20 protein-coding genes and 1 pseudogene are annotated in these 21941 nt (G+C 69.8%); 15 read left to right on the forward strand and 6 right to left on the reverse strand.

What is annotated here, in order from left to right:
- Positions 1–56 precede the first annotated feature (56 nt).
- From QP939_RS29480 to QP939_RS29510, 7 genes are all read left to right on the forward strand, one after another.
- Positions 57–647, forward strand: a complete 591-nt coding sequence (locus QP939_RS29480) for a TetR/AcrR family transcriptional regulator (RefSeq protein ID WP_285449448.1) — start codon at positions 57–59, stop codon at positions 645–647.
- A gap of 243 nt (positions 648–890) precedes the next feature.
- Complete coding sequence (gene tig, locus QP939_RS29485; protein WP_285449449.1) at positions 891–2282, forward strand: trigger factor; 1392 nt, start codon at positions 891–893, stop codon at positions 2280–2282.
- 138 nt (positions 2283–2420) lie between these two features.
- Positions 2421–3026 (forward strand): ClpP family protease, encoded by a 606-nt coding sequence (locus QP939_RS29490; protein WP_285449450.1) that lies wholly within the window; start codon positions 2421–2423, stop codon positions 3024–3026.
- 25 nt (positions 3027–3051) lie between these two features.
- A complete protein-coding gene (locus QP939_RS29495; protein ID WP_285449451.1) occupies positions 3052–3705 on the forward strand; it encodes an ATP-dependent Clp protease proteolytic subunit in 654 nt (217 codons plus the stop codon).
- Between the two features lie 230 nt (positions 3706–3935).
- Complete coding sequence (gene clpX / locus QP939_RS29500) at positions 3936–5231, forward strand: ATP-dependent Clp protease ATP-binding subunit ClpX (RefSeq protein ID WP_285449452.1); 1296 nt, start codon at positions 3936–3938, stop codon at positions 5229–5231.
- Positions 5232–5281: 50 nt separating this feature from the next.
- Complete coding sequence (locus QP939_RS29505; RefSeq protein ID WP_285449453.1) at positions 5282–5695, forward strand: hypothetical protein; 414 nt, start codon at positions 5282–5284, stop codon at positions 5693–5695.
- Between the two features lie 53 nt (positions 5696–5748).
- Positions 5749–6669, forward strand: a complete 921-nt coding sequence (locus tag QP939_RS29510; protein WP_285449454.1) for an anti-sigma factor RsbA family regulatory protein — start codon at positions 5749–5751, stop codon at positions 6667–6669.
- A gap of 64 nt (positions 6670–6733) precedes the next feature.
- Here QP939_RS29510 and QP939_RS29515 read toward each other — a convergent pair whose 3' ends face one another.
- Together QP939_RS29515 and QP939_RS29520 are read right to left on the reverse strand one after the other, a co-directional pair.
- On the reverse strand, positions 6734–7687 hold the full coding sequence (locus tag QP939_RS29515; protein WP_285449455.1) for an alpha/beta hydrolase: 954 nt from the start codon (positions 7685–7687) through the stop codon (positions 6734–6736).
- 78 nt (positions 7688–7765) lie between these two features.
- Positions 7766–8473, reverse strand: coding sequence for a TetR/AcrR family transcriptional regulator (locus QP939_RS29520; RefSeq protein WP_285449456.1), 708 nt, complete (start codon positions 8471–8473; stop codon positions 7766–7768).
- Between the two features lie 72 nt (positions 8474–8545).
- On the opposite strand from QP939_RS29520, the gene QP939_RS29525 reads away from it, so the two are divergent.
- On the forward strand, positions 8546–9985 hold the full coding sequence (locus QP939_RS29525; protein WP_285449457.1) for a carotenoid oxygenase family protein: 1440 nt from the start codon (positions 8546–8548) through the stop codon (positions 9983–9985).
- On the opposite strand, the pseudogene fdhD reads toward QP939_RS29525, so the two are convergent.
- Positions 9982–10807 (reverse strand): annotated as a pseudogene (gene fdhD / locus QP939_RS29530) (formate dehydrogenase accessory sulfurtransferase FdhD). The gene QP939_RS29525 and the pseudogene fdhD sit on opposite strands and share 4 nt — an antisense overlap.
- Positions 10808–10909: 102 nt before the next feature.
- Between fdhD and QP939_RS29535 the strand changes: the two are divergent.
- From QP939_RS29535 to QP939_RS29545, 3 genes are all read left to right on the forward strand, one after another.
- Entirely contained in the window at positions 10910–12265 is a 1356-nt protein-coding gene (locus tag QP939_RS29535) for an L-lactate MFS transporter (protein WP_285449458.1), read from the forward strand.
- A complete protein-coding gene (locus QP939_RS29540; protein ID WP_285449459.1) occupies positions 12265–12390 on the forward strand; it encodes an MFS transporter small subunit in 126 nt (41 codons plus the stop codon). Before QP939_RS29535 ends, QP939_RS29540 begins: the two co-directional genes overlap by 1 nt.
- A 177-nt stretch (positions 12391–12567) precedes the next feature.
- A complete protein-coding gene (locus tag QP939_RS29545) occupies positions 12568–13068 on the forward strand; it encodes a helix-turn-helix domain-containing protein (RefSeq protein WP_285449460.1) in 501 nt (166 codons plus the stop codon).
- 24 nt (positions 13069–13092) lie between these two features.
- Here the strand turns inward: QP939_RS29545 and QP939_RS29550 are convergent.
- Positions 13093–14312 (reverse strand): IS3 family transposase gene (locus QP939_RS29550; protein ID WP_434219583.1). Its coding sequence is split into 2 segments (ribosomal slippage): positions 13093–14030 and positions 14030–14312, totalling 1221 coding nucleotides; the frame shifts between segments, so codons are not numbered across the junction.
- 215 nt (positions 14313–14527) lie between these two features.
- Here QP939_RS29550 and QP939_RS29555 point away from each other — a divergent pair.
- The 4 genes from QP939_RS29555 to QP939_RS29570 all read left to right on the forward strand — a co-directional run bounded on the left by QP939_RS29555 (position 14528) and on the right by QP939_RS29570 (position 18204).
- A complete protein-coding gene (locus tag QP939_RS29555; protein ID WP_285449462.1) occupies positions 14528–15034 on the forward strand; it encodes an integrase core domain-containing protein in 507 nt (168 codons plus the stop codon).
- A 110-nt stretch (positions 15035–15144) separates the two neighbouring features.
- Positions 15145–15897, forward strand: a complete 753-nt coding sequence (locus QP939_RS29560; protein WP_285449463.1) for an SDR family NAD(P)-dependent oxidoreductase — start codon at positions 15145–15147, stop codon at positions 15895–15897.
- Positions 15898–15946: 49 nt separating this feature from the next.
- Positions 15947–17350, forward strand: a complete 1404-nt coding sequence (locus QP939_RS29565; RefSeq protein WP_285449464.1) for an LCP family protein — start codon at positions 15947–15949, stop codon at positions 17348–17350.
- Positions 17351–17592: 242 nt separating this feature from the next.
- On the forward strand, positions 17593–18204 hold the full coding sequence (locus tag QP939_RS29570) for a hypothetical protein (protein WP_285449465.1): 612 nt from the start codon (positions 17593–17595) through the stop codon (positions 18202–18204).
- Positions 18205–18273: 69 nt separating this feature from the next.
- On the opposite strand, the gene QP939_RS29575 is transcribed toward QP939_RS29570, so the two are convergent.
- Positions 18274–20583 (reverse strand): FdhF/YdeP family oxidoreductase, encoded by a 2310-nt coding sequence (locus tag QP939_RS29575; protein ID WP_285449466.1) that lies wholly within the window; start codon positions 20581–20583, stop codon positions 18274–18276.
- A gap of 47 nt (positions 20584–20630) precedes the next feature.
- Positions 20631–21932, reverse strand: a complete 1302-nt coding sequence (locus QP939_RS29580) for an MFS transporter (RefSeq protein ID WP_285449467.1) — start codon at positions 21930–21932, stop codon at positions 20631–20633.
- Between the last annotated feature and the right edge of the window lie 9 nt (positions 21933–21941).

A 21941-nucleotide genomic window follows, 5' to 3' on the forward strand; every position in this document is an offset into this window, starting at 1 on the left:
AAGGTCTGAAAAAAGGTCCCGGCCAGCGAAACGCAAGGGGTCGGTAAGCTCGGCGTGTGAAGGCCGTCACCCACCCCGCACCGGCCAGCACCCGCGACCGGCTGCTGGACGCGGCGGCCGCCGTCATCGCCGCGGACGGCTGGGCCGCGGTGACGATGGGGAAGCTGGCCGCGCGGGTCGGCGTCAGCCGGCAGACCGTCTACAACGAACTCGGCTCCAAGACCGAGCTCGCCGAAGCGCTCATGCTCCGCGAGACCGACCGCTTCGCCGAGCGCGTGACCGAGGTCGTCGCCGCCCACCCCGGCCGCCCGGTCGACGGGGTCACCGCGGCGTTCCGGCACACGCTCGAAGCCGCCAGGGTCAACCCGCTGCTCGAGCTCGCGCTGGGCGGCGCCCCGGGCGGCCGCGACGACTTCCTCCCGCTGCTCACGTCGCGGCCCGAGGCGGTGCTCGGGCGGTCGGTCGAAACGGTCGCCGCGCTGTTCGCGCACTGCTACCCGGAGGTGCGGCTGACGCCGTCGGAGTGGGCGGTCGCGGTCGAGGCCTTCGTCCGGCTCCTGCTCTCCCACCTGGTGCAGCCCAGCGGGTCGGCCGAGCACGCCAGCGGCCAGATGCGCTGGGTGATCGGCCGGATGCTCGGCGCCTGACCCTGCACCGCCCGACCCAAGCGCCCCAAGGCGGCCTTGGTTGCGTCTGACGCACCGAAGGCCGCCTTGGGTGCGTCAGACGCACCGAAGGCCACATTGGGGCGCTCGGGCCCGGGGACTCGGTGGCCCCCGACCGGGCCGCGAAGGCCACTGGCCTAGACTCGGACGTCCCGGTCTGCAGGTGACCAGGGGTCATTCCAGCCGGATTGTCCAACCACATCGTTACCGCTCGAGGAGAAGACCTTGAAGAGCACCGTCGAGCAGCTCAGCCCGACGCGAGTCAAGATCAATGTCGAGGTGCCGTTCGACGAGCTCAAGCCGAACTTCGACCGCGCCTACCGCAAGATCGCCCAGCAGGTGCGCATCCCGGGCTTCCGGCCCGGCAAGGCGCCCGCTCGCGTCCTGGAAAGCCGGATCGGGCGCGGCCCGGTGCTCGACGAGGTCGTCAACGAGGCCATCCCGGCGAAGTACATCGAGGCCGTCCGCGAGAACGAGGTCCGCACGCTCGGGAACCCCGAGTTCGACGTGACCAAGCTCGAGGACCGCGACGTGCTCGAGTTCACCGCCGAGGTCGACGTGCGCCCGGAGATCGAGCTGCCCGACCTCGAGGGCTTCGCGGTCACCGTCGACGACGTCGAGCTGACCGACGCGGAGGTCGACGAGCAGCTCGACGAGCTGCGCGCCCGCTTCGGCACGCTGACCGGCGTCGACCGGCCGGCCGAGAACGGCGACTTCGTCTCGATCGACCTGGCCGCGACCGTCGACGGCGAGGCCGTCGAGGAGGCCGCCACCAGCGGGCTGTCCTACGAGATCGGCTCCGGCCAGCTCGTCGACGGCATCGACGAGGCGATCATCGGCGCGAACGCCGGCGAGACCAAGACGTTCACCACCCAGCTCGTCGCCGGTGAGCACGCCGGCAAGGACGCCGAGGTCACGGTGACCGTCCAGTCGGTCAAGAAGCGCGAGCTGCCCGAGGCCGACGACGAGTTCGCCCAGATGGCCAGCGAGTTCGACACGATCGAAGAGCTCAAGAACGACCTCCGCGAGCGCCTCGGCCGCGTCAAGAAGATGCAGCAGGGCGTCCAGGCCCGCGACAAGGTGCTCGACGAGCTGCTCGAGCGCACCGAGGTGCCGATCCCGGAGAAGGTCCTCGACGCCGAGATCGAGAACCGCAAGCACGACGCGATCCACCCGTTCGACCACGACGAGGCACAGTTCGCCAAGGCCCTCGAGGCCGAAGGCCGCACCCTCGAAGAGTTCGACGCGGAGACCCGCACCGAGTCGGAGAAGGCCGTCCGCACGCAGCTGCTGCTGGACACCATCGCCGACAAGGAAGAGGTCTCGGTCAACGACGGCGAGCTCACCGAGCGGATCATCTACCAGGCCCAGCGCTTCGGGATCAGCCCGGACGAGTACGTCCAGCGCGCCCAGCAGTCGGGTCAGCTGACCGCGATCTACGCCGACGTCCGGCGCGGCAAGGCGCTGGCCTCCGTGGTCCGGAAGGCCACCGTGACCGACGGCTCGGGCGCCGAGGTCGACCTGACGGAGCTGTTCGGCGGCGACGAGCCGGCCGCGGACGACGCAACCCAGGAGACGCAGGTCACCGACGAAACGGCGAAGACTCCGGCGGAGTGAAGCTGTGAGCGAACTTGGGCGGTGTCAGGCATTCTGCGCCGCCCAAGTTCGTTAGGGTCGGTTACAAGATCTCAAGTATCTGAAACGACAGCGGCGGCCGTCAGCACCGGGCCGCCGCCGGCGAAAAGGCAGGCAGACGTGACGCAGCACACGCCCGAGGCGCGGACCGGCACCGCAGGGCTCAACCTCACCGACTCGGTGTTCGAGCGGTTGCTCCAGGAGCGCATCGTCGTCCTCGGTTCCGAGGTCAACGACGAGGTCGCCAACCGGATCACCGCGCAGCTGTTGCTGCTCGACGCGGACGACGCCGAGTCCGACATCCGCTTCTACATCAACTCGCCGGGCGGTTCGGTCACCGCCGGGTTCGCCATCTACGACACGATGCAGCTGATCCGCCCGGACGTCGCGACCTACGCGATGGGCATGGCGGCCTCGATGGGGCAGTTCCTGCTCTCCTCGGGCACGCCGGGCAAGCGCTACGCGCTGCCCCACGCGCGGATCCTGATGCACCAGCCGTCGGCCGGCGTCGGCGGTACCGCGTCGGACATCGCGATCCAGGCCGACCTGTTCAACAAGTGGAAGCAGGAGCTGGCGCGGATCACCGCGGACCAGACCGGCCAGACGGTCGAGCAGATCATCAAGGACGGCGACCGCGACCGCTGGTTCACCGCGCAGGAGGCGAAGGACTACGGGTTCGTGGACCACGTCCTCACCGCCGACATCGCCCGCGCGGGCTCCCGCTGAGCGCGAAGCACCAAGGAGACTTTCGATGAGCAACTTCAGGCTCCCGGGTGACTTCCAGGCCCCGAGCATCCCCCAGTCGCGGTACATCCTGCCGTCGTACGTGGAGCGGACCAGCTACGGCGTCAAGGAGTCGAACCCGTACAACAAGCTCTACGAAGAGCGGGTCATCTTCCTCGGCGTGCAGGTGGACGACGCGTCGGCCAACGACGTGATGGCCCAGCTGCTGCACCTCGAGCACGAGGACCCGGACCGCGACATCCTGGTCTACATCAACTCGCCGGGTGGCTCGTTCACCTCGCTGATGGCGATCTACGACACCATGCAGTTCGTCCGCCCGGACATCCAGACGTACTGCCTCGGCCAGGCCGCCTCGGCCGCCGCCGTGCTGCTGTCGGCCGGCACGCCGGGCAAGCGCTACGCGCTGCCCAACTCGCGCGTGCTGATCCACCAGCCGGCCACCGAGGGCACCTACGGCCAGGTCTCCGACCTGGAGATCCAGGCGAACGAGATCCAGCGGGTGCGGCGCCAGATGGAGGTCATCCTGGCCAAGCACACGAACAAGGACCCCGACCAGATCAAGGCCGACATCGAGCGGGACAAGATCCTGACCGCCGAGGAGGCCAAGCAGTACGGCATCATCGACGAGGTGCTGCCGTACCGGAAGGCGTCGGCTCTGTAGATCCGCCAGGCCGGTGTGTGTCGAGAAGACGACACACACCGGCATCCTGGTTTAGGGTCGTCCTCTGACGTGCTCCCGGCGCCTGTGGGTGTTCCCGCTCACGGCATCGGACGGGTACCGTCAGTGGCAATGCGTGAGGCTCCGCTCGGTCGTCCGTGACCGCCGGGTCGCACCGTCGCAACACACGTCAGGCGTGGACAACCGCGCCGGAGGGGACGAGGTCAACGGCCATGGCACGGATCGGTGACGGCGGAGACCTGCTGAAGTGTTCTTTCTGCGGGAAGAGCCAGAAGCAGGTGAAGAAGCTCATTGCCGGCCCCGGGGTCTACATCTGCGATGAGTGCATCGACCTCTGCAATGAGATCATCGAGGAGGAGCTGGCCGAGGCCGGCGACGTCAAGCTCGACGAGCTGCCCAAGCCCGCCGACATCCACGAGTTCCTCGAGCAGTACATCATCGGCCAGGAGGACGCCAAGCGGACTCTCGCGGTAGCGGTCTACAACCACTACAAGCGGATCCAGGCGGACGACAAGGCCGGGCCGAAGGACTCCAAGGAGGAGTCGGTCGAGCTCGCCAAGTCGAACATCCTGATGCTCGGCCCCACCGGGTGCGGCAAGACCTACCTCGCGCAGACGCTGGCGAAGCTGCTGAACGTGCCGTTCGCGATCGCGGACGCCACGGCGCTGACCGAGGCCGGGTACGTCGGCGAGGACGTCGAGAACATCCTGCTCAAGCTCATCCAGGCGGCGGACTACGACGTCAAGCGGGCCGAGACCGGGATCATCTACATCGACGAGGTCGACAAGATCGCCCGGAAGAGCGAAAACCCGTCGATCACCCGGGACGTCTCGGGCGAAGGCGTGCAGCAGGCGCTGCTGAAGATCCTCGAGGGCACCACCGCGTCGGTCCCGCCGCAGGGCGGCCGCAAGCACCCGCACCAGGAGTTCATCCAGATCGACACGACGAACGTGCTGTTCATCGTGGCCGGCGCCTTCGCCGGGCTGGAGAAGATCATCAACGAGCGGGTCGGCAAGCGCGGCCTCGGCTTCGGTGCGGAGATCCGCACGAAGTCCGAGATCGAGGAGAGCGACGTCTTCTCCGACACCATGCCCGAGGACCTGATCAAGTTCGGGCTGATCCCGGAGTTCATCGGCCGGCTCCCGGTCGTGGCGACGGTCAGCCACCTGGACAAGGAATCGCTGGTCAGCATCCTCACGCAGCCGCGCAACGCCCTGGTGAAGCAGTACAAGAAGCTCTTCGAGATGGACAACGTCGAGCTCGAGTTCACCAAGACCGCGCTCGAGGCCATCGCCGACCAGGCGGTCCTGCGGGGCACGGGCGCCCGCGGGCTGCGCGCCATCATGGAAGAGGTGCTGCAGCCGGTCATGTACGACATCCCGAGCCGCGACGACGTGGCGAAGGTCGTGATCACCGAGCAGACCGTCCGGGAGAACGTGAACCCGACGATCGTCGCCCGGCAGCCGACGCGGCGCGCGCGCAGCGAGCGCGGCGAGAAGTCGGCCTGAGGCCGGGCGTCTCCGGGCCGGCCGGCCCGGAGACCCGACAGGAAAGCTGAATGACTGCTGACTCTTTCCCGGGTTCCGGGGGCGTGGCTCCCGGTGGTGGCGTGCAGGCGCCGCCGCCACCGGCCCCGGCGCCCGTCGAGGACGCGCCGGCGGGGCCGGTCCTCGGGTTCCGCGAGCTGAGCGAACGCGTGATCGCGTCCGTGTTCGACCGCTATCCGTGGCTGAACCGCGCGCTGATGGGCGTGCTGGCCGTGTTTACCGGCACGTGCGTCGTCGCCGTGGTGGCCCGGCTCTCGCCGCTCCCGCTGCTCCCGATCCCGTTGTTCCTCCTCGGCGGGTACGGGTTGTGGCAGGCCCGCGGGGTGTCGGACCGGCGTCAGCTGTTCAACTGGGTGCTGCTGTTCGCACTGGCGACCACGGTCGGGTTCTGGCTGATCTCCGTGGTCGGCCGTTGGGTGGAGTGAAGTACCGCCGTCCGTAGGGTTTGCGGTCGTCGCGGGCTGGGTATGACTGTGCCGTGGTAGATGCCCTCAGACCCTTCCGGCATCCGGCCCTTTTCTATCGCGGTGACACTGAGTACCTCGATGGTGTCATTCCGTTCCTGCTCGAAGGTCTCGACCGCGGTGAGCCCGCGGCGGTGGCCGTTCCCGGGCGGAACCTGCTGCTCATCGAGAAGGCACTGGAGGACCGGGCGACCGAGGTCCGGCTGATCGACATGACCCGCGCGGGCCGCAACCCCGGCGCCATCCTGCCGTCGGTCCTGCTCGCCTTCGCCGGCGAGCACCCCGGCCCGGTGCGGATCGTGGGGGAGCCGATCTGGGCCGGCCGCTCCGACGTCGAATACCCGGCGTGCGTGGAGCACGAAGCCCTGATCAACAACGCGTTCGCGGGCCGCGACCTGGCGGTGCTCTGCCCATACGACGTGGGGGCGCTGCCGCCGTCGGTGCTGGCCGACGCCGAGCGCACGCACCCCGAGCTGTGGGGCCTGGCGGGCCCGTTCATCAGCCCGCGCTTCGACCCGGACGGCGTCCGCGCGGACTTCCAGCGGCCGCTCGACCCGCCGGCCGGGGCGGTGGAGCGCACGTACGACATCGGGCAGCTGGCGTCGTTGCGTGGCTTCGCGGAGATCTGGGCGGCCCGTCACGGCCTGCGCCGCCCCCGCCGGGACGACTTCGCGCTGGCGATCGCCGAGCTGACGACGAACAGCGTCCTCTACGGCGGCGGAACGGGCGTCCTGCGGCTGTGGGCGGAGGCGACGCAGGTGGTCGCCGAGGTGACGGACGCGGGCACGATCGCGGAGCCCCTGGCGGGCCGGGTCCCCCCGTCGGCGACGACGCTGGGCGGCCGCGGGCTGCTGCTGGTGAACCGCCTGGCCGACCTGGTCCGGACGTACTGGGTCCCGGGCCGCACGACGACCCGGGTGCACTTCACCCGCTGACCCGGCTCGTGAGTGTTCAGGGCGGTTAGAACCGCCCTGAACACTCACGAGCGAGCAGGCGCGGTCAGTCCTTGCGGGGTACGTGCTTGCCGAGGAAGCTGATCACGCTCGGCACCACCGTCCGGTTGAACGGGTCGCCGTGCTTGCCGTGCGCCGTGTGCGCCACCGCCGGGTGGGCCGCGTCGATGTAGCGGCGGACGCCCGTGATGAACGAGTCCTCCGTGCCGCACCAGATGCCGTTCGCCACGCTCTTCGTCTCGTCGATGTGGCGCAGCGGGTCCAGGGCCGTCCAGTCCTGGATGCCGGTGAAGATGTGCCGCTTGGCCATCTCCGGCCACGACGTGATCAGCGCCGGGGCCAGCGTCGCGACCGCCGACGGCGGCTGGCGCCGCTCCACCCGGCGGCGCGTGTACACCAGCGCGCCGAACCCGCCCATCGACACCCCCGTGCAGGCGAACGGCAATCCCGTGTCGCCGGCGAAGCCGCGGGCCCGCAGCCACTGCGGGACCTCCTCCAGCAGCATCGCCATCGGGTCGTCGCCCGGGTGGACCTCGTGCCAGTAGTTGTCGCCGCCGTCGACCGCCACGAAGCCGAACGCCGGGACGGCCTTGCGGGCGACGTCGCTGGCCAGCTGCTTGAGCGTGCCGGTCGGGGCCGCGCTGCGGGCGTTGCCGTGCAAGCCGTGCAGCATCAGCGACATCGGGAGCCCCTTCGTCGGGGTCTTCGACGGCAGGATGAACACCAGGTCGACCATGCGGCCGCGGGCGGCGGAGTAGACGCGCTCGACGCGGGTGCTGCCCAGCTGGGTCGTCGGGTTGGACGACGTGACGCCGAGCGTGCGCTGCAGCGCCTGGCTGAAGGGCAGCTTGCCGGTCGCGGTGCCGACGGCCAGGCCCGTCACGGCCAGCCCGGACGCGCCCGCGATCAGCACCGAACGGCGGCTCAGCCACCGCCGGGCGCCGTGGACGGCCTCCACGACCGCCCCGGACGGCTCCGCGTCCCCGTTTTCCTCGTTCACCTGTCTCCGTCCCCCGCCTGCTGCTCCTAGGACGCCGCGCACCCGCTCCGCGTTCCCCTCGCGCCCCGTTACGCCGGGTTAGTCGTTCCCACCTTGCCCGGCGTTTCCGGTCCGCGCTCGCCAAGCCGCTTTCGCGGCCTCCGTCGAGCTGCGGGCCTTGTCCACAGTGTCCCCGAGACCCACCGCGAGGGTGATGCCGAGGGGTATCAAGATGTGGTCGACGCCCTGCTCACCGGGCCCGAAGTGACCGGACGCCTCGAGCGTGACGAACCCGTGCAGCGCGCTCCACAGCTGGGCGGCGGCCTGGTACTTGTCGGCGGGCCGGAACCGGCCGGCGTCGATGGCGCGCTCGGTCGCCCGGACGATGTATTCGAACGCCTCCAGGCCCTCTCTCGCGGCTTCGCGGCCTTCCTCGGTGGTGAGGTCCGAGAGGGTCGCCCGCTTGCCGCCGGGCGCGGACTGGCCGAACGCGACGGCGAACAGCTGCGGCTGCTCGGCGACGGCCTGCCGGTAGGTGCGGGCCAGGCTGAAGATGTCGGCCACCGGGTCGTCGGTCTCCGCGACCCCGGCCAGCCACTCCGAGAGCCGCAGGAACCCCGCGCGCGCCACCTCGTCGACCAGCGCGGCCATGCCGCCGAAGTGCGTGTACACGGCCATCGTCGAGACGCCGACCTCGGCGGCCAGCTTGCGGGCCTGCAGGGCTTCGGGGCCGCCGTCGTCGAGCAGCCGGATGGCGGCTTCGACGAGGCGCTCCTTGACGTCGGTCGCGCGGGGCTTCGGGCTCATGCTTGCCAGTATCCCATAACCCTGTTATAACTAGTTTCATAACCGCGTTATGGCAAGATCGAAGGGGTCGGCATGGGCAACAAGTTCCTCGAAGGAAACTTCGCCCCGGTGAGCCGGGAGCACACGATCACCGACCTGGCGGTCACCGGCCGCATCCCGGACTTCCTGGACGGGCGCTACCTGCGCAACGGTCCCAACCCGCTGTCCGAAGTGGACCCGGCCGCCTACCACTGGTTCATGGGCGACGGCATGGTCCACGGCGTGCGCCTGCGCGACGGCAAGGCCGAGTGGTACCGCAACCGCTGGGTGCGCAACCCGGCCGTCGCGGCGATGCTGAATGGCGAGGACGCGAGCCGCTTCTGCGGGCTGGACGCGCTCGGCGCCAACACCAACGTCATCGGTCACGCCGGCAAGACCCTCGCCCTGGTCGAGGCGGGCGCGCCGATCTACGAGCTGACCGACGAGCTCGACACCGTCGGCCGCTGCGACTTCGACGGCACGCTCCCCGGCGGCTACACCGCCCACCCCAAGCGCGACCCGCGCACCGGCGAGCTGCACGCCGTCTCGTACTTCTTCGGCATGGGCAACAAGGTCCAGTACTCGGTGATCGACGTCGAGGGCCACGCCCGCCGCACGGTCGACGTCGAGGTCACCGGTTCGCCGATGATGCACGACTTCTCCCTGACCGAGCGGCACGTCGTGTTCTACGACCTGCCGGTGACGTTCAACGCCGAGATGGCGGTCGCCGCGAGCGTGCCGAGCGCGCTGCGGACGCCCGCGAAACTGGTCGTCTCGGCGATGGTCGGCAAGGTGCGCGTGCCGGACCCGGTGACGGCGATGATGGCCCGCAAGATCGGCGCCAACGGCGGCCTGCCCTACCGCTGGGACCCGAAGTACCCGGCGCGGATCGGGGTCATGCCGCGCGAGGGCGGCAGCGGTGACGTCCGGTGGTTCGAGGTCGAGCCGTGCTACGTCTTCCACCCGCTCAACGCCTACGACGACGGCGACAGCGTGGTGCTCGACGTCGTCCGCCACCCGAAGATGTTCGACCGCGAGCTGCACGGCCCGGACGAGGGTGGCCCGACGCTGGACCGCTGGACCGTCGACCTGACGGCGGGCAAGGTGCTGGAGGAGCGCCTCGACGACCGCGGCCAGGAGTTCCCGCGCGTCGACGAGCGGCTCGTCGGCCGCCACCACCGCTACGGCTACGCGATGTCGGCCGACGGCGGCGCGAACCCCGGCGGCTCCCTGCTCAAGCACGACTTCCAGACGGGCTCACGCGAAGAGCGCGCGTTCGGCGCGGGCCGCCAGCCCGGCGAGTTCGTCTTCGTCCCGTGCCACGAAGACGCGGCCGAGGATGACGGCGTCCTGATGGGCTTCGTCTTCGACCCGGCGACCCAGCGCAGCGACCTGACGATCCTGGACGCCGGGACGCTGGAGACCGTGGCCGCGATCCACCTGCCGGACCGCGTGCCGAACGGCTTCCACGGCAACTGGGTCGCCGCGGGCTAGGTCAGGATGCGGTGGTCGCCGGTGTAGAGGTTCATCGAGTCGCCGCGCAGGAAGCCGACGAGCGTCATGCCGTTCTCCTCGGCCAGCTCGACCGCCAGCGACGACGGCGCGGACACCGCGGCCAGCAGCCCGATCCCGGCCATCGCGGCCTTCTGCACCAGCTCGAACGACGCGCGCCCGGACACCAGCAGTCCGTGGCCGGGCGCGGGCACCCGGCCTTCGAGGACGGCCCAGCCGAGGACCTTGTCGACCGCGTTGTGCCGCCCGACGTCTTCGCGGACGACGTCGAGTTCGCCGTCCGGGGTGAACAGCGCCGCCGCGTGCAGGCCGCCGGTGCTGGCGAACACCTTCTGCCGGGCGCGCAGGGCGTCGGGCAGCCCGGCCAGCGTCTCGCTCTTCACCGCGAACGCGGCTTCGGCGGGGGAGAAGCGGGTGCGGAGCTTGACCGCGTCCAGCGCGGCCTTGCCGCAGACCCCGCACGACGAAGTCGTGTAGAAGTTGCGCTCGACGCCGGTGTCCGGCGGGGCGACGCCCTCGGCCAGCGCGATGTCCAGCACGTTGTAGGTGTTGCGGCCCTGGTCGTCGACGCCGTCGCAGTAGCGGGCGACGGCGATGTCCTCGCGGCCGCCGATCACTCCTTCGGACAGCAGGAAGCCGTGGGCGAAGCTCGACGTCGTGCCCCGGCGTGCGCATGGTGACGGCCAGTGCCTTGCCGCCCACCCGCAGCTCGAGGGGTTCTTCGGCCGCCAGCGCGTCGGGACGGCGCCGGTCGCCGGTCGCGGAGATCCGCCGGACCGGCCTGCGCACGGTCACCCTGCCCATCGGGACACCTTTCTCAGCCCTCAAGTTTGACACCCGGATGGTGCAACGTCGGGTATTTAGTAATACATTCCCTCCATCATCCCCAGAGTACGGAGGGATCCGATGGCTCTCGGCTTCCTGGACCGATCCCGGATCGTGGCACCACCAGGCTGGACGCGCTGGCTGGTGCCGCCGGCGGCCCTTTCGGTACACCTGTCGATCGGGCAGGCCTACGCGTGGAGCGTGTTCAAGACCCCGCTCGAGAAGACGATGGACCTGAACGGCACGCAGAGCTCGCTGCCGTTCCAGCTCGGCATCGTCATGCTCGGGCTGTCCGCGGCCTTCGGCGGCACGCTCGTCGAGCGCAACGGCCCGCGCTGGGCGATGTTCGTGTCGATGTGCTGCTTCAGCGGCGGGTTCCTGATCTCCGCGCTGGGCGTCGCGACCGGGCAGTTCTGGCTGGTCGTGGTGGGCTACGGCGGGCTCGGCGGCGTCGGCCTCGGCATCGGCTACATCTCGCCGGTGTCGACGCTGATCAAGTGGTTCCCGGACCGGCCGGGCATGGCCACCGGCATCGCGATCATGGGCTTCGGCGGCGGCGCGCTGATCGCCTCGCCGTGGTCGTCGTCGATGCTCGGCAGCTCGCCGACCACGGGCACCATCGCGACGGCGTTCCTGGTCCACGGCGTCGTCTACGCGGTGTTCATGTCGATGGGCTGGCTGCTCGTCCGGGTGCCGGCCGACGACTGGAAGCCGGCGGGCTGGGTGCCGAAGACCGACCACGGCAAGGCGATGATCAGCACGGCGAACGTCTCGGCCGCCAACGCGATCAAGACGCCGCAGTTCTGGTGCCTGTGGGTGGTGCTGTGCTTCAACGTCACCGCGGGCATCGGGATCCTGGAGAAGGCGTCCCCGATGATCGTGGACTTCTTCAAGAGCACGTCCACTCCGGTCGGCACGGCCGCGGCGGCGGGCTTCGTCGCGCTGCTGTCGCTGTGCAACATGCTCGGCCGGTTCGTCTGGTCGTCCACTTCGGACCTGGTGGGGCGCAAGAACATCTACCGCACCTACCTCGGCGTCGGCGCGGTGCTGTACCTGGTGATCGCGCTGACGGAGAACTCGTCGAAGCTCGTGTTCATCCTGTGCGCGATGGTGATCCTGTCGTTCTACGGCGGCGGGTTCGCGACGGTCCCGGCGTACCTGAAGGACCTCTTCGGCACCTACCAGGTGGGCGCGATCCACGGCAGGCTGCTGACGGCGTGGTCGGTGGCGGGCGTGCTCGGCCCGCTGATCGTCAACCGCATCGCGGACAGCCAGAAGGCGGCGGGCAAGTCCGGCCCGGCGCTGTACGAGCTGTCGTTCTACATCATGATCGGCCTGCTGGTGGTCGGCTTCGTGGCCAACGAGCTGGTGCGCCCGGTCAAGGAGAAGTACCACGAGCCCGCGGTGGCGGGCACGGCCGCGAGGAGTGAGGCGTGATGAGCGAGCCGTCGACCGAGCCGAACCGCGTGCCGCTGATGGTGCTGGCCTGGGCGTGGGTGGTGCTCCCGTTCGGCTACGGCGTGTACCAGCTGTTCCTCAAGCTGGTGCAGCTCTTCGGCTGACGTCCGCCAGTCGCCCCGCCGGTCGTGAGTGTTTAGGGCGGTTCTAACCGCCTGTCCCAGTTCAGGACATCGTGAACAGGTGATGTTTCAGGACATCGTGGACACTGACCGGCCTGTCAGTGTGGTGACCAGTAGTTGTGTGGTGATCATGCGGCGATGGGCAGAGCAGGGTTTTCGATGGATCCTGAGTTCGTCGCCGCGGTCGCGCAGGCTGCGTCGGGTGAGAAAATCAACATCGCACGGTTCTGCCGCGAGCACGGCGTGTCCCGCACGGTGTTCCACAAGTACCTGAACCGGTTCCGCGCCGAAGGCGCCGAAGGGTTCACCCGCCGCAGCACCGCCCCGCACCACCACCCGGCCGCGCTCGGGCCGACGGTGGCGGAGGCGGTGCTGCGGGCCCGCAAAGAACTCGCCGACGAAGGGCTCGACAACGGGCCGATCTCGATCCGCTGGCGGCTGGAAGCCCAGGGCCACGACCGGGTGCCATCGCAGTCGGCGGTCTACCGGATCCTGCGCGAACACGGCCAGATCGTCCCGCAACCCCGCAAGAAACCCCGCACCCGGCGCCGGTTCGAATACGCCGACCCCAACGGCTGCTGGCAGATCGACGGCATGGAACACTACCTCGCCGACGGCACCAAGGTCTGCATCATCCAGCTCCTTGGACCGCCCCGGTGATGTTGGAGGCCGGTTGAGTTGGTTCTAGACCACTGCGCCAGACTCAGTGGCCGTGGCGCGGAACGTCTCCTCGTACTCAGCCGGAGGGGTGTTCCCGCAGAAAGAATGTAGCCGTTCCCTGTTGTACCAGGCAACCCATTCCATGGTGGCCAGCGTCACGTCCGTGGTGTTCTCCCAGTCGCCTCGGTAGTCGATGAGCTCCTTCTTGTAGAGACTGTTGAGCGATTCGGCTGCGGCATTGTCATAGGAATCTCCTGTGCTGCCCACCGAACGCGCCGCGCCGATCTGATCAAGCCGCTCGGCGTAGCGAATGGAGGTATATTGAACGCCTCTATCGGAATGGTGAACAAGACCGTCAATACCGCCTCCGGAACTGCCTCCACGTGCCCAGATTGCCATCTCCAGAGCGTCGAGCGCGAGGTCGGCACCCAGGTGATCGGCGACCTGCCAGCCGAGGATCCGCCGGGAGTACAGGTCCTGGACGAACGCGGTGTACGCCCAGCCGGCCGCGGTGGCGACGTAGGTGATGTCGGCGACCCACCGCTGGTCCGGCGCGTCCGCGGTGAAGTCACGTTCAAGCAGGTCACCTGGCCTGTCCGCAGCCGGGATGGTGGTCCGTGGCCGCTTACGGGGCGCAGTCACCCCGCTGATACCCAGCTCGCGCATCAGCCGCTCGACCGTGCACCGCGCCACCTCGACACCGTCCCGACCGAGCTGGCGCCATACCTTCCGTGCCCCGTACAGGCCACGCCCCGGCCCATGCCACACCCGCAGAATCTCCTTCTTCAGCCATTCGTCCCGGACCGCGCGAGCAGACGGGGCCGACTCCCGTTTCTTCGCCGCCCAATACGTCGACGGCGACACCTCCAGCACGGCACAGATCGGCTCGACACCGAACTGATCCCGGTGGGTATCGATGAACTCGACTAGCGCGGCGGTTTCGGGTCGAGTTCCCGGGCGAAAAACGCCGACGCGGCCTTCAGGATCTCGTTCGCCCGTCGCAGTTCACGATTCTCCCGCTCCAGCTCAGCGATCCGCTGGATATCACTTGTCGACGTACCGGGCCGCTTCCCACCATCGACCTCGGCCTGCCGCACCCAGGTCCGCAACGCCTCCCGATGCACACCAAGCTGGTCAGCGACCCGAGCGATCACACCCGTCCGCTCGCCCTGCTCACGTAGCTCAAAGACCATCCGGACCGCACGTTCCCGCAGCTCAGACGAGTATTTCCTCGGTGGTGCCATAGCTCCTCACCTTTCCAGGTATCAGAGCCTCCAACCAACCCGGGGCGGTCCACCTCGACGACCACTCCCGCCTCGACGTCGGCACCTACGCCGCGGACAGCGAGAACACCACCAACGCCTGGGCCGCGCTGCAACACGCCTTCGCCGGCTACGGCCTGCCCGTCAAACTCCTCTCCGACAACGGGCTGGCCTTCTCCGGCAAACACCGCGGCCGGATGGTCGAACTCGAACGCCACCTCGCCCAGCTCGGCGTCACCACCATCGCCTCCACCCCGCACCACCCGCAAACCTGCGGCAAGGACGAACGCAGCCACCAGACCCTGCAGAAATGGCTCGCCGCCCGACCACCCGCCGACAACCTCGCAACCCTGCAACGGCTTCTCGACGAATACCGCACGATCTACAACAACCGCCGCCACCAAAGCCTCAACGGCCTCACCCCACAGCAGCGCTACGACGCCCGACCGAAAGCCACCCCCGCCACCGGCCCTCGCCGGCCCAGCGGCGTCACCACCCGACCTGTCTCAGCCACCGGCGTGATCGCCTTCTCCGGCTGCTCCATCGTCCTGGGACGCACCTGGGCCGGTCACACCGCCACCATCTACTGGCAAGGCGACCGCGTCACAGTCATGATCAACGACACGGTCGCCCGCCAGCTCACCCTAGACCGATCGGTACGCTACCAACGCCTCACCAACCCCAAACTGTCTGCGAAGTCCTGAAACACATCTGTTCACGAAGTCCTGAAACATGACAGGCGGTTCTAACCGCCCTAAACACTCACGACCGGGCCTGGGATCATGGTGCGCGTAACCGACTTCGGAGGTGTGCCGTGTCTCGTGGTGTGCTCGTCACCGGCGCGTCCCGGGGCATCGGGCGCGCCGTGGCCGAGGCGTTCGCCGCGCAAGGCGATCGCGTGGCCGTCCACTACGGACACCGCGCCGCCGACGCCGAGGTAACCCTCGCCGCCCTCCCCGGCGAAGGACACGTCCTCGTCGGCGGTGACCTCGCCGATCCCGAAGCGGCGCAACGCATCGCCGACACCGCCGAGACCGCGCTGGACGGCGTCGACGTGCTGGTCAACAACGCCGCCGTCGCGACCTCGCCCGAGACCGCGCACCCCGTCGCCGAAGTGTCCTATGCGGACTGGCAACGGATCTGGCGCCGCACGCTCGACGTCAACCTCGTCGGCGCCGCGAACGTCAGCTACTGCGTCGCCCGGCACCTCATCGCCCGCGGTGCGCCCGGCCGGATCGTCAACATCGGGTCGCGCGGGGCCTTCCGGGGCGAGCCCGACCACCCCGCCTACGGGGCCAGCAAGGCCGCCCTGCACGCGCTCGGCCAGTCGCTTGCCGTTTCACTCGCGCCGCACGGGATCTCCGTGACCTCCGTCGCGCCCGGCTTCACCGCCACCGAGCGGGTCGCCGACCGGATCGACGACGCCCTGCGCGCGCAGAGCCCGTTCGGCCGGGTCGGCACGCCCGAAGAGGTCGCCGCGGCCGTCGTCTACCTGGCCTCCGCCGAGGCGACCTGGGCCGCCGGCGCGATCCTCGACCTCAACGGCGCCTCGCACCTGCGGATGTGACCTGCCTCACCCGTGCAGCAGGCCCGGGCCGGGATGCGTCGGTAGGGGCGTGCATCCTCTGGGGAAGATCGTCGTCGCCGCGCTGGCCCTCGTCGTCTTCTGCGGCACCGCGTACGGGTACGTGAACCTGCGGGCCCTCGACGACGTGACGCGCGACAGCGTGATCGACGGGGACGGCGGGACGAAGCCGGGCGAGCAGCCCGCCGACGGCTCCCTCGACATCCTGCTCGTCGGCCGGGATTCCCGCGACGACCAGCAGGGCAAGCCGCTGCCGCCGGAACTGCTCCGGGAACTGCGGGTCGGGGCCAACGGCGACGACCTCACCGACACGCTGATCGTGCTGCGCGTCCCGAACGGCACCCGGGAGGTGAAAGCGTTCTCCATCCCGCGGGACAGCTACGTCTCGATGCCCGGCGGGAAGGGGAAGATCAACGCCGCCTTCGGGCGGGCGAAGGCCGCGGAAGCGCGGCGGCAGCGCGAAGCGGGGGAGACCGACAAGGCCAAGATCCAGCAGGCCGCCCTCACCGCCGGGCGCCGGGCGACACGGCAGGCGGTCGAGGACCTCACCGGCGTCAAGATCGACCACTTCGCCGAGGTCAACCTGCTCAGCTTCTACGAGATCAGCAAGGCCGTCGGCGGCGTCGACGTCTGCCTCAAGAAGGCCACCCAGGACCGGAACTCCGGCGCGGACTTCCCCGCCGGGCCGCAACGCATCCAGGGCGCCGACGCGCTGGCCTTCGTCCGCCAGCGCGACAACCTCCCCGGCACCGACTTCGACCGCGTCCGGCGCCAGCAGGTCTTCCTCGCCGGGCTGGCGCGGCAGGTGCTCTCGGCGGGCACGCTCGCCGACCCGGGGAAGGTGTCCGACCTGATCGAGGCGGTGAAGCGCTCGGTCGTGCTGGACGATTCCTGGAACCTGCTCGACTTCGTCGGGCAGATGCGCGGGGTCAGCGGGGGCGGTATCCAGTTCGCCACGATCCCGGTCGTCAACGTCGACTACCGCTACGACCCGGACAGTCCCCGTGCGACGGCGGTGCAGGTCGACCCGGCGGCGGTGAAGGCGTTCGCGGCGAGCCTGATCGGGGCGCCCGCCCCCACGGCGCCGGCGTCCCCGGTCACCGTCGACGTTTCCAACGCGAGTCCGCGCGACGGCTTGGCGTCCCGCGTCGCGGGTTTCCTGAAGGACAAGGGGTTCACGCCGGGCAAGAAGGAGACCGTCAGCTCCCGGCGGACGTCGCTGGTCCGCTTCGGCCCCGACCTCGCGGAGCGGGGCGCCGAGGTGGCGAAGCTGCTCGGCGGGCTGGCGACGCAGCAGTCCGCGGCCGTCCCGGCGGGACACGTCGAGGTGGTCCTCGGGACCGTCTACTCCGGTCCCGGCGTCGCGGACGGCGGGGGCGCGCCCGCCGGTGGCGACGAACCGATCACCTCCGCCGGGGTCGTTTGCGTGAATTGAGCGTTCCGCTTTCCGTCCGATTTCACGAAATGCGCCCTTGATTTCCGCAAGCGGCGCGACGGCTCTTTCCGGCCCACCGGACCACGGTGGACCACCCGGGTCACTGGTCTTGACGCTGCCCCACTGGTGAGGCAGGGTGCGGTGACCGTCGGCGGCAGCACCGTCCGGCGGCCCGGAAATGATCACCCGATCGGTGTTGTTCCGGAAAGTCAATTTCGAGAAATACGGAAAGTCCGGAACCTATGCGCAGCCGCGTCGCCATCGGGTGGGTGCTCGCCGCCCTCATTTCGGCCGTTCTCTGCGCCGGCTGCTCGTCGGCGTCCGCCTCGGCGCACTACCCCGGCGCGATCGACGCCTGCAAGCTGCCGGGGCCGAACGCGCGGACCCAGCTCGCGCCCGGGACCGTGGAGATCCCGGCCGACTCGGTGAAGACCGCCGAAGCAAAGATCGTGCCCCAGGACCGCTCCAGCGACGACAACGAGCTCACCACCTGCAAGCGGCTCTTCGCCCGCGACCTCGGCGGCGGGAAGCCGAACCTGCAGGACTACCGGCTCGTCACGATCGCCGTCGTGCGGTTCACCACGTCCGACGCCGACGAGGCCGCCACCAAGGCCAGCCAGCTGATGACCGACGCGCTGGGCGACCACTCGGGGGTCCGGCTCGCCACCGGGGTCGGGGACGAGGCCGGGTTCTCCGAGCAGTGGGCGGCCGTGCGCACCGGGAACGTGGTGCTCGTGCTGGCCATCGCCGACGGCGGCACCGAGGCCGCGCTGATCCCGCCCGCGACCCTGGACAACATCCAGGCGATGGTCACGGACATGACCACCACGCTGCAGCGCGACTACCAGGGCTGAAGGGGACTTTGCTCGCATCTGACGCGAGGAAAGTCCCCTTCAGCGCACCAGATGCACTGAACGTCCCCTTCAGCCCGCCGTGGGCTCGAGCCGGACCACGATCGCCTTCGACACCGGCGTGTTCGACTTCTCCGCCACCGAGTCCAGCGGCACCAGGGCGTTGGCCTCCGGGAAGTACGCCGCCGCGCAGCCGCGCGCGGTGGGGTAGGCGACCACCCGGAACGACGGTGCCCGGCGGTCGCCGTCGCGCCACTCCGAGACGAGGTCGACCATCGCGCCGTCGGCCAGGCCGAGCGCGGCCAGGTCGTCCGGGTTGACCAGGACCACCCGGCGGGCGTTCTCGATCCCGCGGTAACGGTCCGAGAGCCCGTAGATGGTGGTGTTGTACTGGTCGTGGCTGCGCATCGTCTGCAGCAGCAACCGGCCCTCGGGCGCCTCCGGGTACTCCAGCTCCGACACCGTGAAGTTGCCCTTGCCGTTGGCGGTGCCGGTGAACTCGCGGGAGTCGCGCGGCGCGTGCGGCAGCACGAACCCGTCGGGCTCGCGGACGCGGCGGTTGTAGTCCTGGCAGCCGGGCACGACCCGGGAGATGCGGTCGCGGATCAGGTCGTAGTCGGTCTCGAATGTCCGCCACGGCACGGCGTGGCCCGCGCCGAACAGCTTCTCGGCCAGGCGGCAGATGATGGCGACCTCCGACAGCAGGTGCTCGCTCGCCGGCTTCAGGCGGCCGCGGGAGGTGTGCACCTGCGACATCGAGTCCTCGACCGAGACGAACTGCTCGCCGCTCGCCTGGACGTCGCGCTCGGTGCGGCCGAGGGTCGGCAGGACCAGCGCGGTGCGGCCGTGGACGACGTGCGACCGGTTCAGCTTCGTCGAGACGTGCACGGTCAGCGAACACGACTCCAGCGCCTTCTCGGTCGCCTCGGTGTCCGGCGTCGCGGACGCGAAGTTGCCGCCGACGGCGAAGAACACCTTGCCGCGGCCGTCGCGCATCGCGCGGATCGAGTCGACGGTGTCGAGGCCGTGCTCGCGCGGGACGTCGATGCCGAACTCGGCGGCGAGGGCGTCCATGAAGGACTGCGGCATCTTCTCCCAGATGCCCATGGTCCGGTCGCCCTGGACGTTCGAGTGCCCGCGCACCGGGCACAGGCCGGCGCCGGGCTTGCCGATCATGCCGCGCATCAGGGCCAGGTTCGCGATCTCGGAGATCGTCGGCACCGCGTGCTTGTGCTGCGTGAGGCCCATCGCCCAGCAGTAGATCGTGCGCTCCGACGTCGCGATCATCCGCGCGACGCGCTCGATCTGCTCGCGCGGCAGGCCGGTCGCGGTCTCGACCGCGGGCCAGTCGATCTCCCGCAGGTGCTTCGCGTAGTCCTCGAAGCCCTCGGTGGACCGCGTGACGAACTCGCGGTCGACGATCACGCCGGGCGCCTCTTCGTCCCAGGCCAGCAGCAGGTGCCCGACGGCTTGGAAGAGCGCGAGGTCGCCGCCGAGGCGGATCTGGGCGAACTCGTCGGCCAGCGGGGTGCCCTTGCCGACGACGCCGCGGACGTTCTGCGGGTTCTTGAACCGCATCAGCCCGGCCTCGGGCAGCGGGTTGACGGCGATGATCTTCGCGCCGTTGCCCTTGGCCTCTTCCAGCGCCGAGAGCATCCGCGGGTGGTTGGTGCCGGGGTTCTGCCCGACGACGACGATCAGGTCCGCCTTGTGGATGTCGGCCAGGCTGACCGAGCCCTTGCCGACGCCGGTCGTCGCGGACAGGGCCGCGCCGGAGGACTCGTGGCACATGTTCGAGCAGTCCGGCAGGTTGTTGGTGCCGAAGGAGCGCACCAGCAGCTGGTAGAGGAACGCGGCCTCGTTGCTGGTGCGGCCCGAGGTGTAGAAGATCGCCTCGTTCGGGTCGGTCAGCGCCTTCAGCTCGCCGGCGACGAGCTCGAACGCGTCGTCCCAGGAGATCGGTTCGTAGTGCGTCGCGCCTTCGCGCAGCACGAACGGCTCGGTGATCCGGCCCTGCTGGCCCAGCCAGTAGTCGGTCTTCCCGCGGAGGTCCTCGATCGGGTGGTTCGCGAAGAACTCGCGGTCCACGCGCCGTTTCGTGGCCTCCTCGGCGACGGCCTTGGCGCCGTTCTCGCAGAACTCGGCGAGCTTGCGCTTCTCGCCGTCGATTTCGCGCGGTTCCGGCCACGCGCAGCCGGGGCAGTCGAAGCCCTCGCGCTGGTTCAGCAGCCGCAGTGCCTTGATCGTCCGTCCGGTGCCCATCTGCTCGACGCTGCGCGCGAGCGACACGGCCACGCCGGGTATCCCGGCGGCCCAGCCCTTCGGCTTGCCCACCTCGAGGCGGGTCTCGTCCACGTCCTGCGCCGGCGCTTCACGGGTCATGTGTTCATCGTGCGCCTCGATGACCGCGCGCGCGAACAGGGGGTGGGTCACACTTCGGCGGCGCGCAGCCCCCGGTCGAGGAGGGTGACGGCGAGCAGCACGCCGCTGACCACGACCAAGGCGACGGCGAGCCGGTGCAGTCCTGCGGAATCCGCATGGGGGCCATAACAAATCGCGATGAGCGTCGAGGCGACGATCGCGCCGAGGTACTGGGCGGTGCGGAACAGGCCGCTCGCCGTGCCCATCTGGTCGGCGGGGGCCTCGCGGTAGAGCGTCGTCTGGTTCGCGACGCTGGTCAGGCCCTGGGCGAGGCCGAACAACGCGGCCAGGGCGAGCAGCGCGAGGATTCCGGTGCCGTCGTGGACGAACAGCAGCAGGGCCGAGCCGCCGACGAGGGCCACCGCCACGGTGATCAGCCGGCCCCGGATGCCCGACGCGCGCCCGGAGAAGGCGGCCGCGCAGACCGCCGTGCCCGACATCGGCAGCAGCATCAGCCCGGCGGCCTCTTCCGACAGCCGCCGCGTGGTCTCGAGCCACTGGACGTAACCGAACATGATCGCGTAGATGGCCATGAAGCTCAGGGCCTGCCGCAGGTAGGTGCGCAGGATCGCGCTGTTGGCCGCAAGCATCCGCAGGTCGAGGAACGGCGTCGTGCGGCGCAGTTCGACCATCGTGAACGCGGCCCCGAGGACGGCGACGACGGCGAGCAGCCAGCTCTCGGCGCCCGGGTTCATCAGGAAGAACAGCAGCGCGAGCAGCGTCGCGGAGAACAGCGCGATGCCGAGCACGTCGATCGGCTTCGCCTCGCGGGAGCCGCGGTCGTCCTTCGGCACCCACAGCAGCGCCAGCACCAGCGACAGCCCGGCGAGCGGGATGTTCACCGCGAAGATCGCGGGCCAGCCGAACAGGCCGATCAGCAGGCCGCCCAGCGTCGGGCCGATCACCATCACCGTCTGCGCGGACATCGACAGCAGCGACAGCACGCGGGCGGGCACGCCCTGGCCGCTCGCTTCGGCGTGGTGGCGCAGCACGGCCATCGCGGCCGGGAACCCCGCACAGGTGCCGAGCCCGAGCACGACCCGCACGCCGGTGAGCCACTCGACCGACAGCGGGATCATGCCCGCGATCCCGGCGATGATCACCAGCACCGCGCCGCCCAGCAGGACGCGCCGGGCGCCGTAGCGGTCCACCAGCAACCCGACCACCGGCTGCCCGACCGCGGTGGCCAGGTAGAGCGCCGAGATCAGCCACGCGGTCTGGCCGGGTCCGGCGCCGAAGCTGTGCCCGATCGGCACCAGCGCGACGGCGATGAGCGTGGAGTTGATCGGGTTGAGCACCGCGCCGGCCACCAGCGGGGT

Origin of the sequence: Amycolatopsis nalaikhensis, assembly GCF_030264295.1 — a bacterium.
Classification (GTDB): Bacteria; Actinomycetota; Actinomycetes; order Mycobacteriales; family Pseudonocardiaceae; genus Amycolatopsis; species Amycolatopsis nalaikhensis.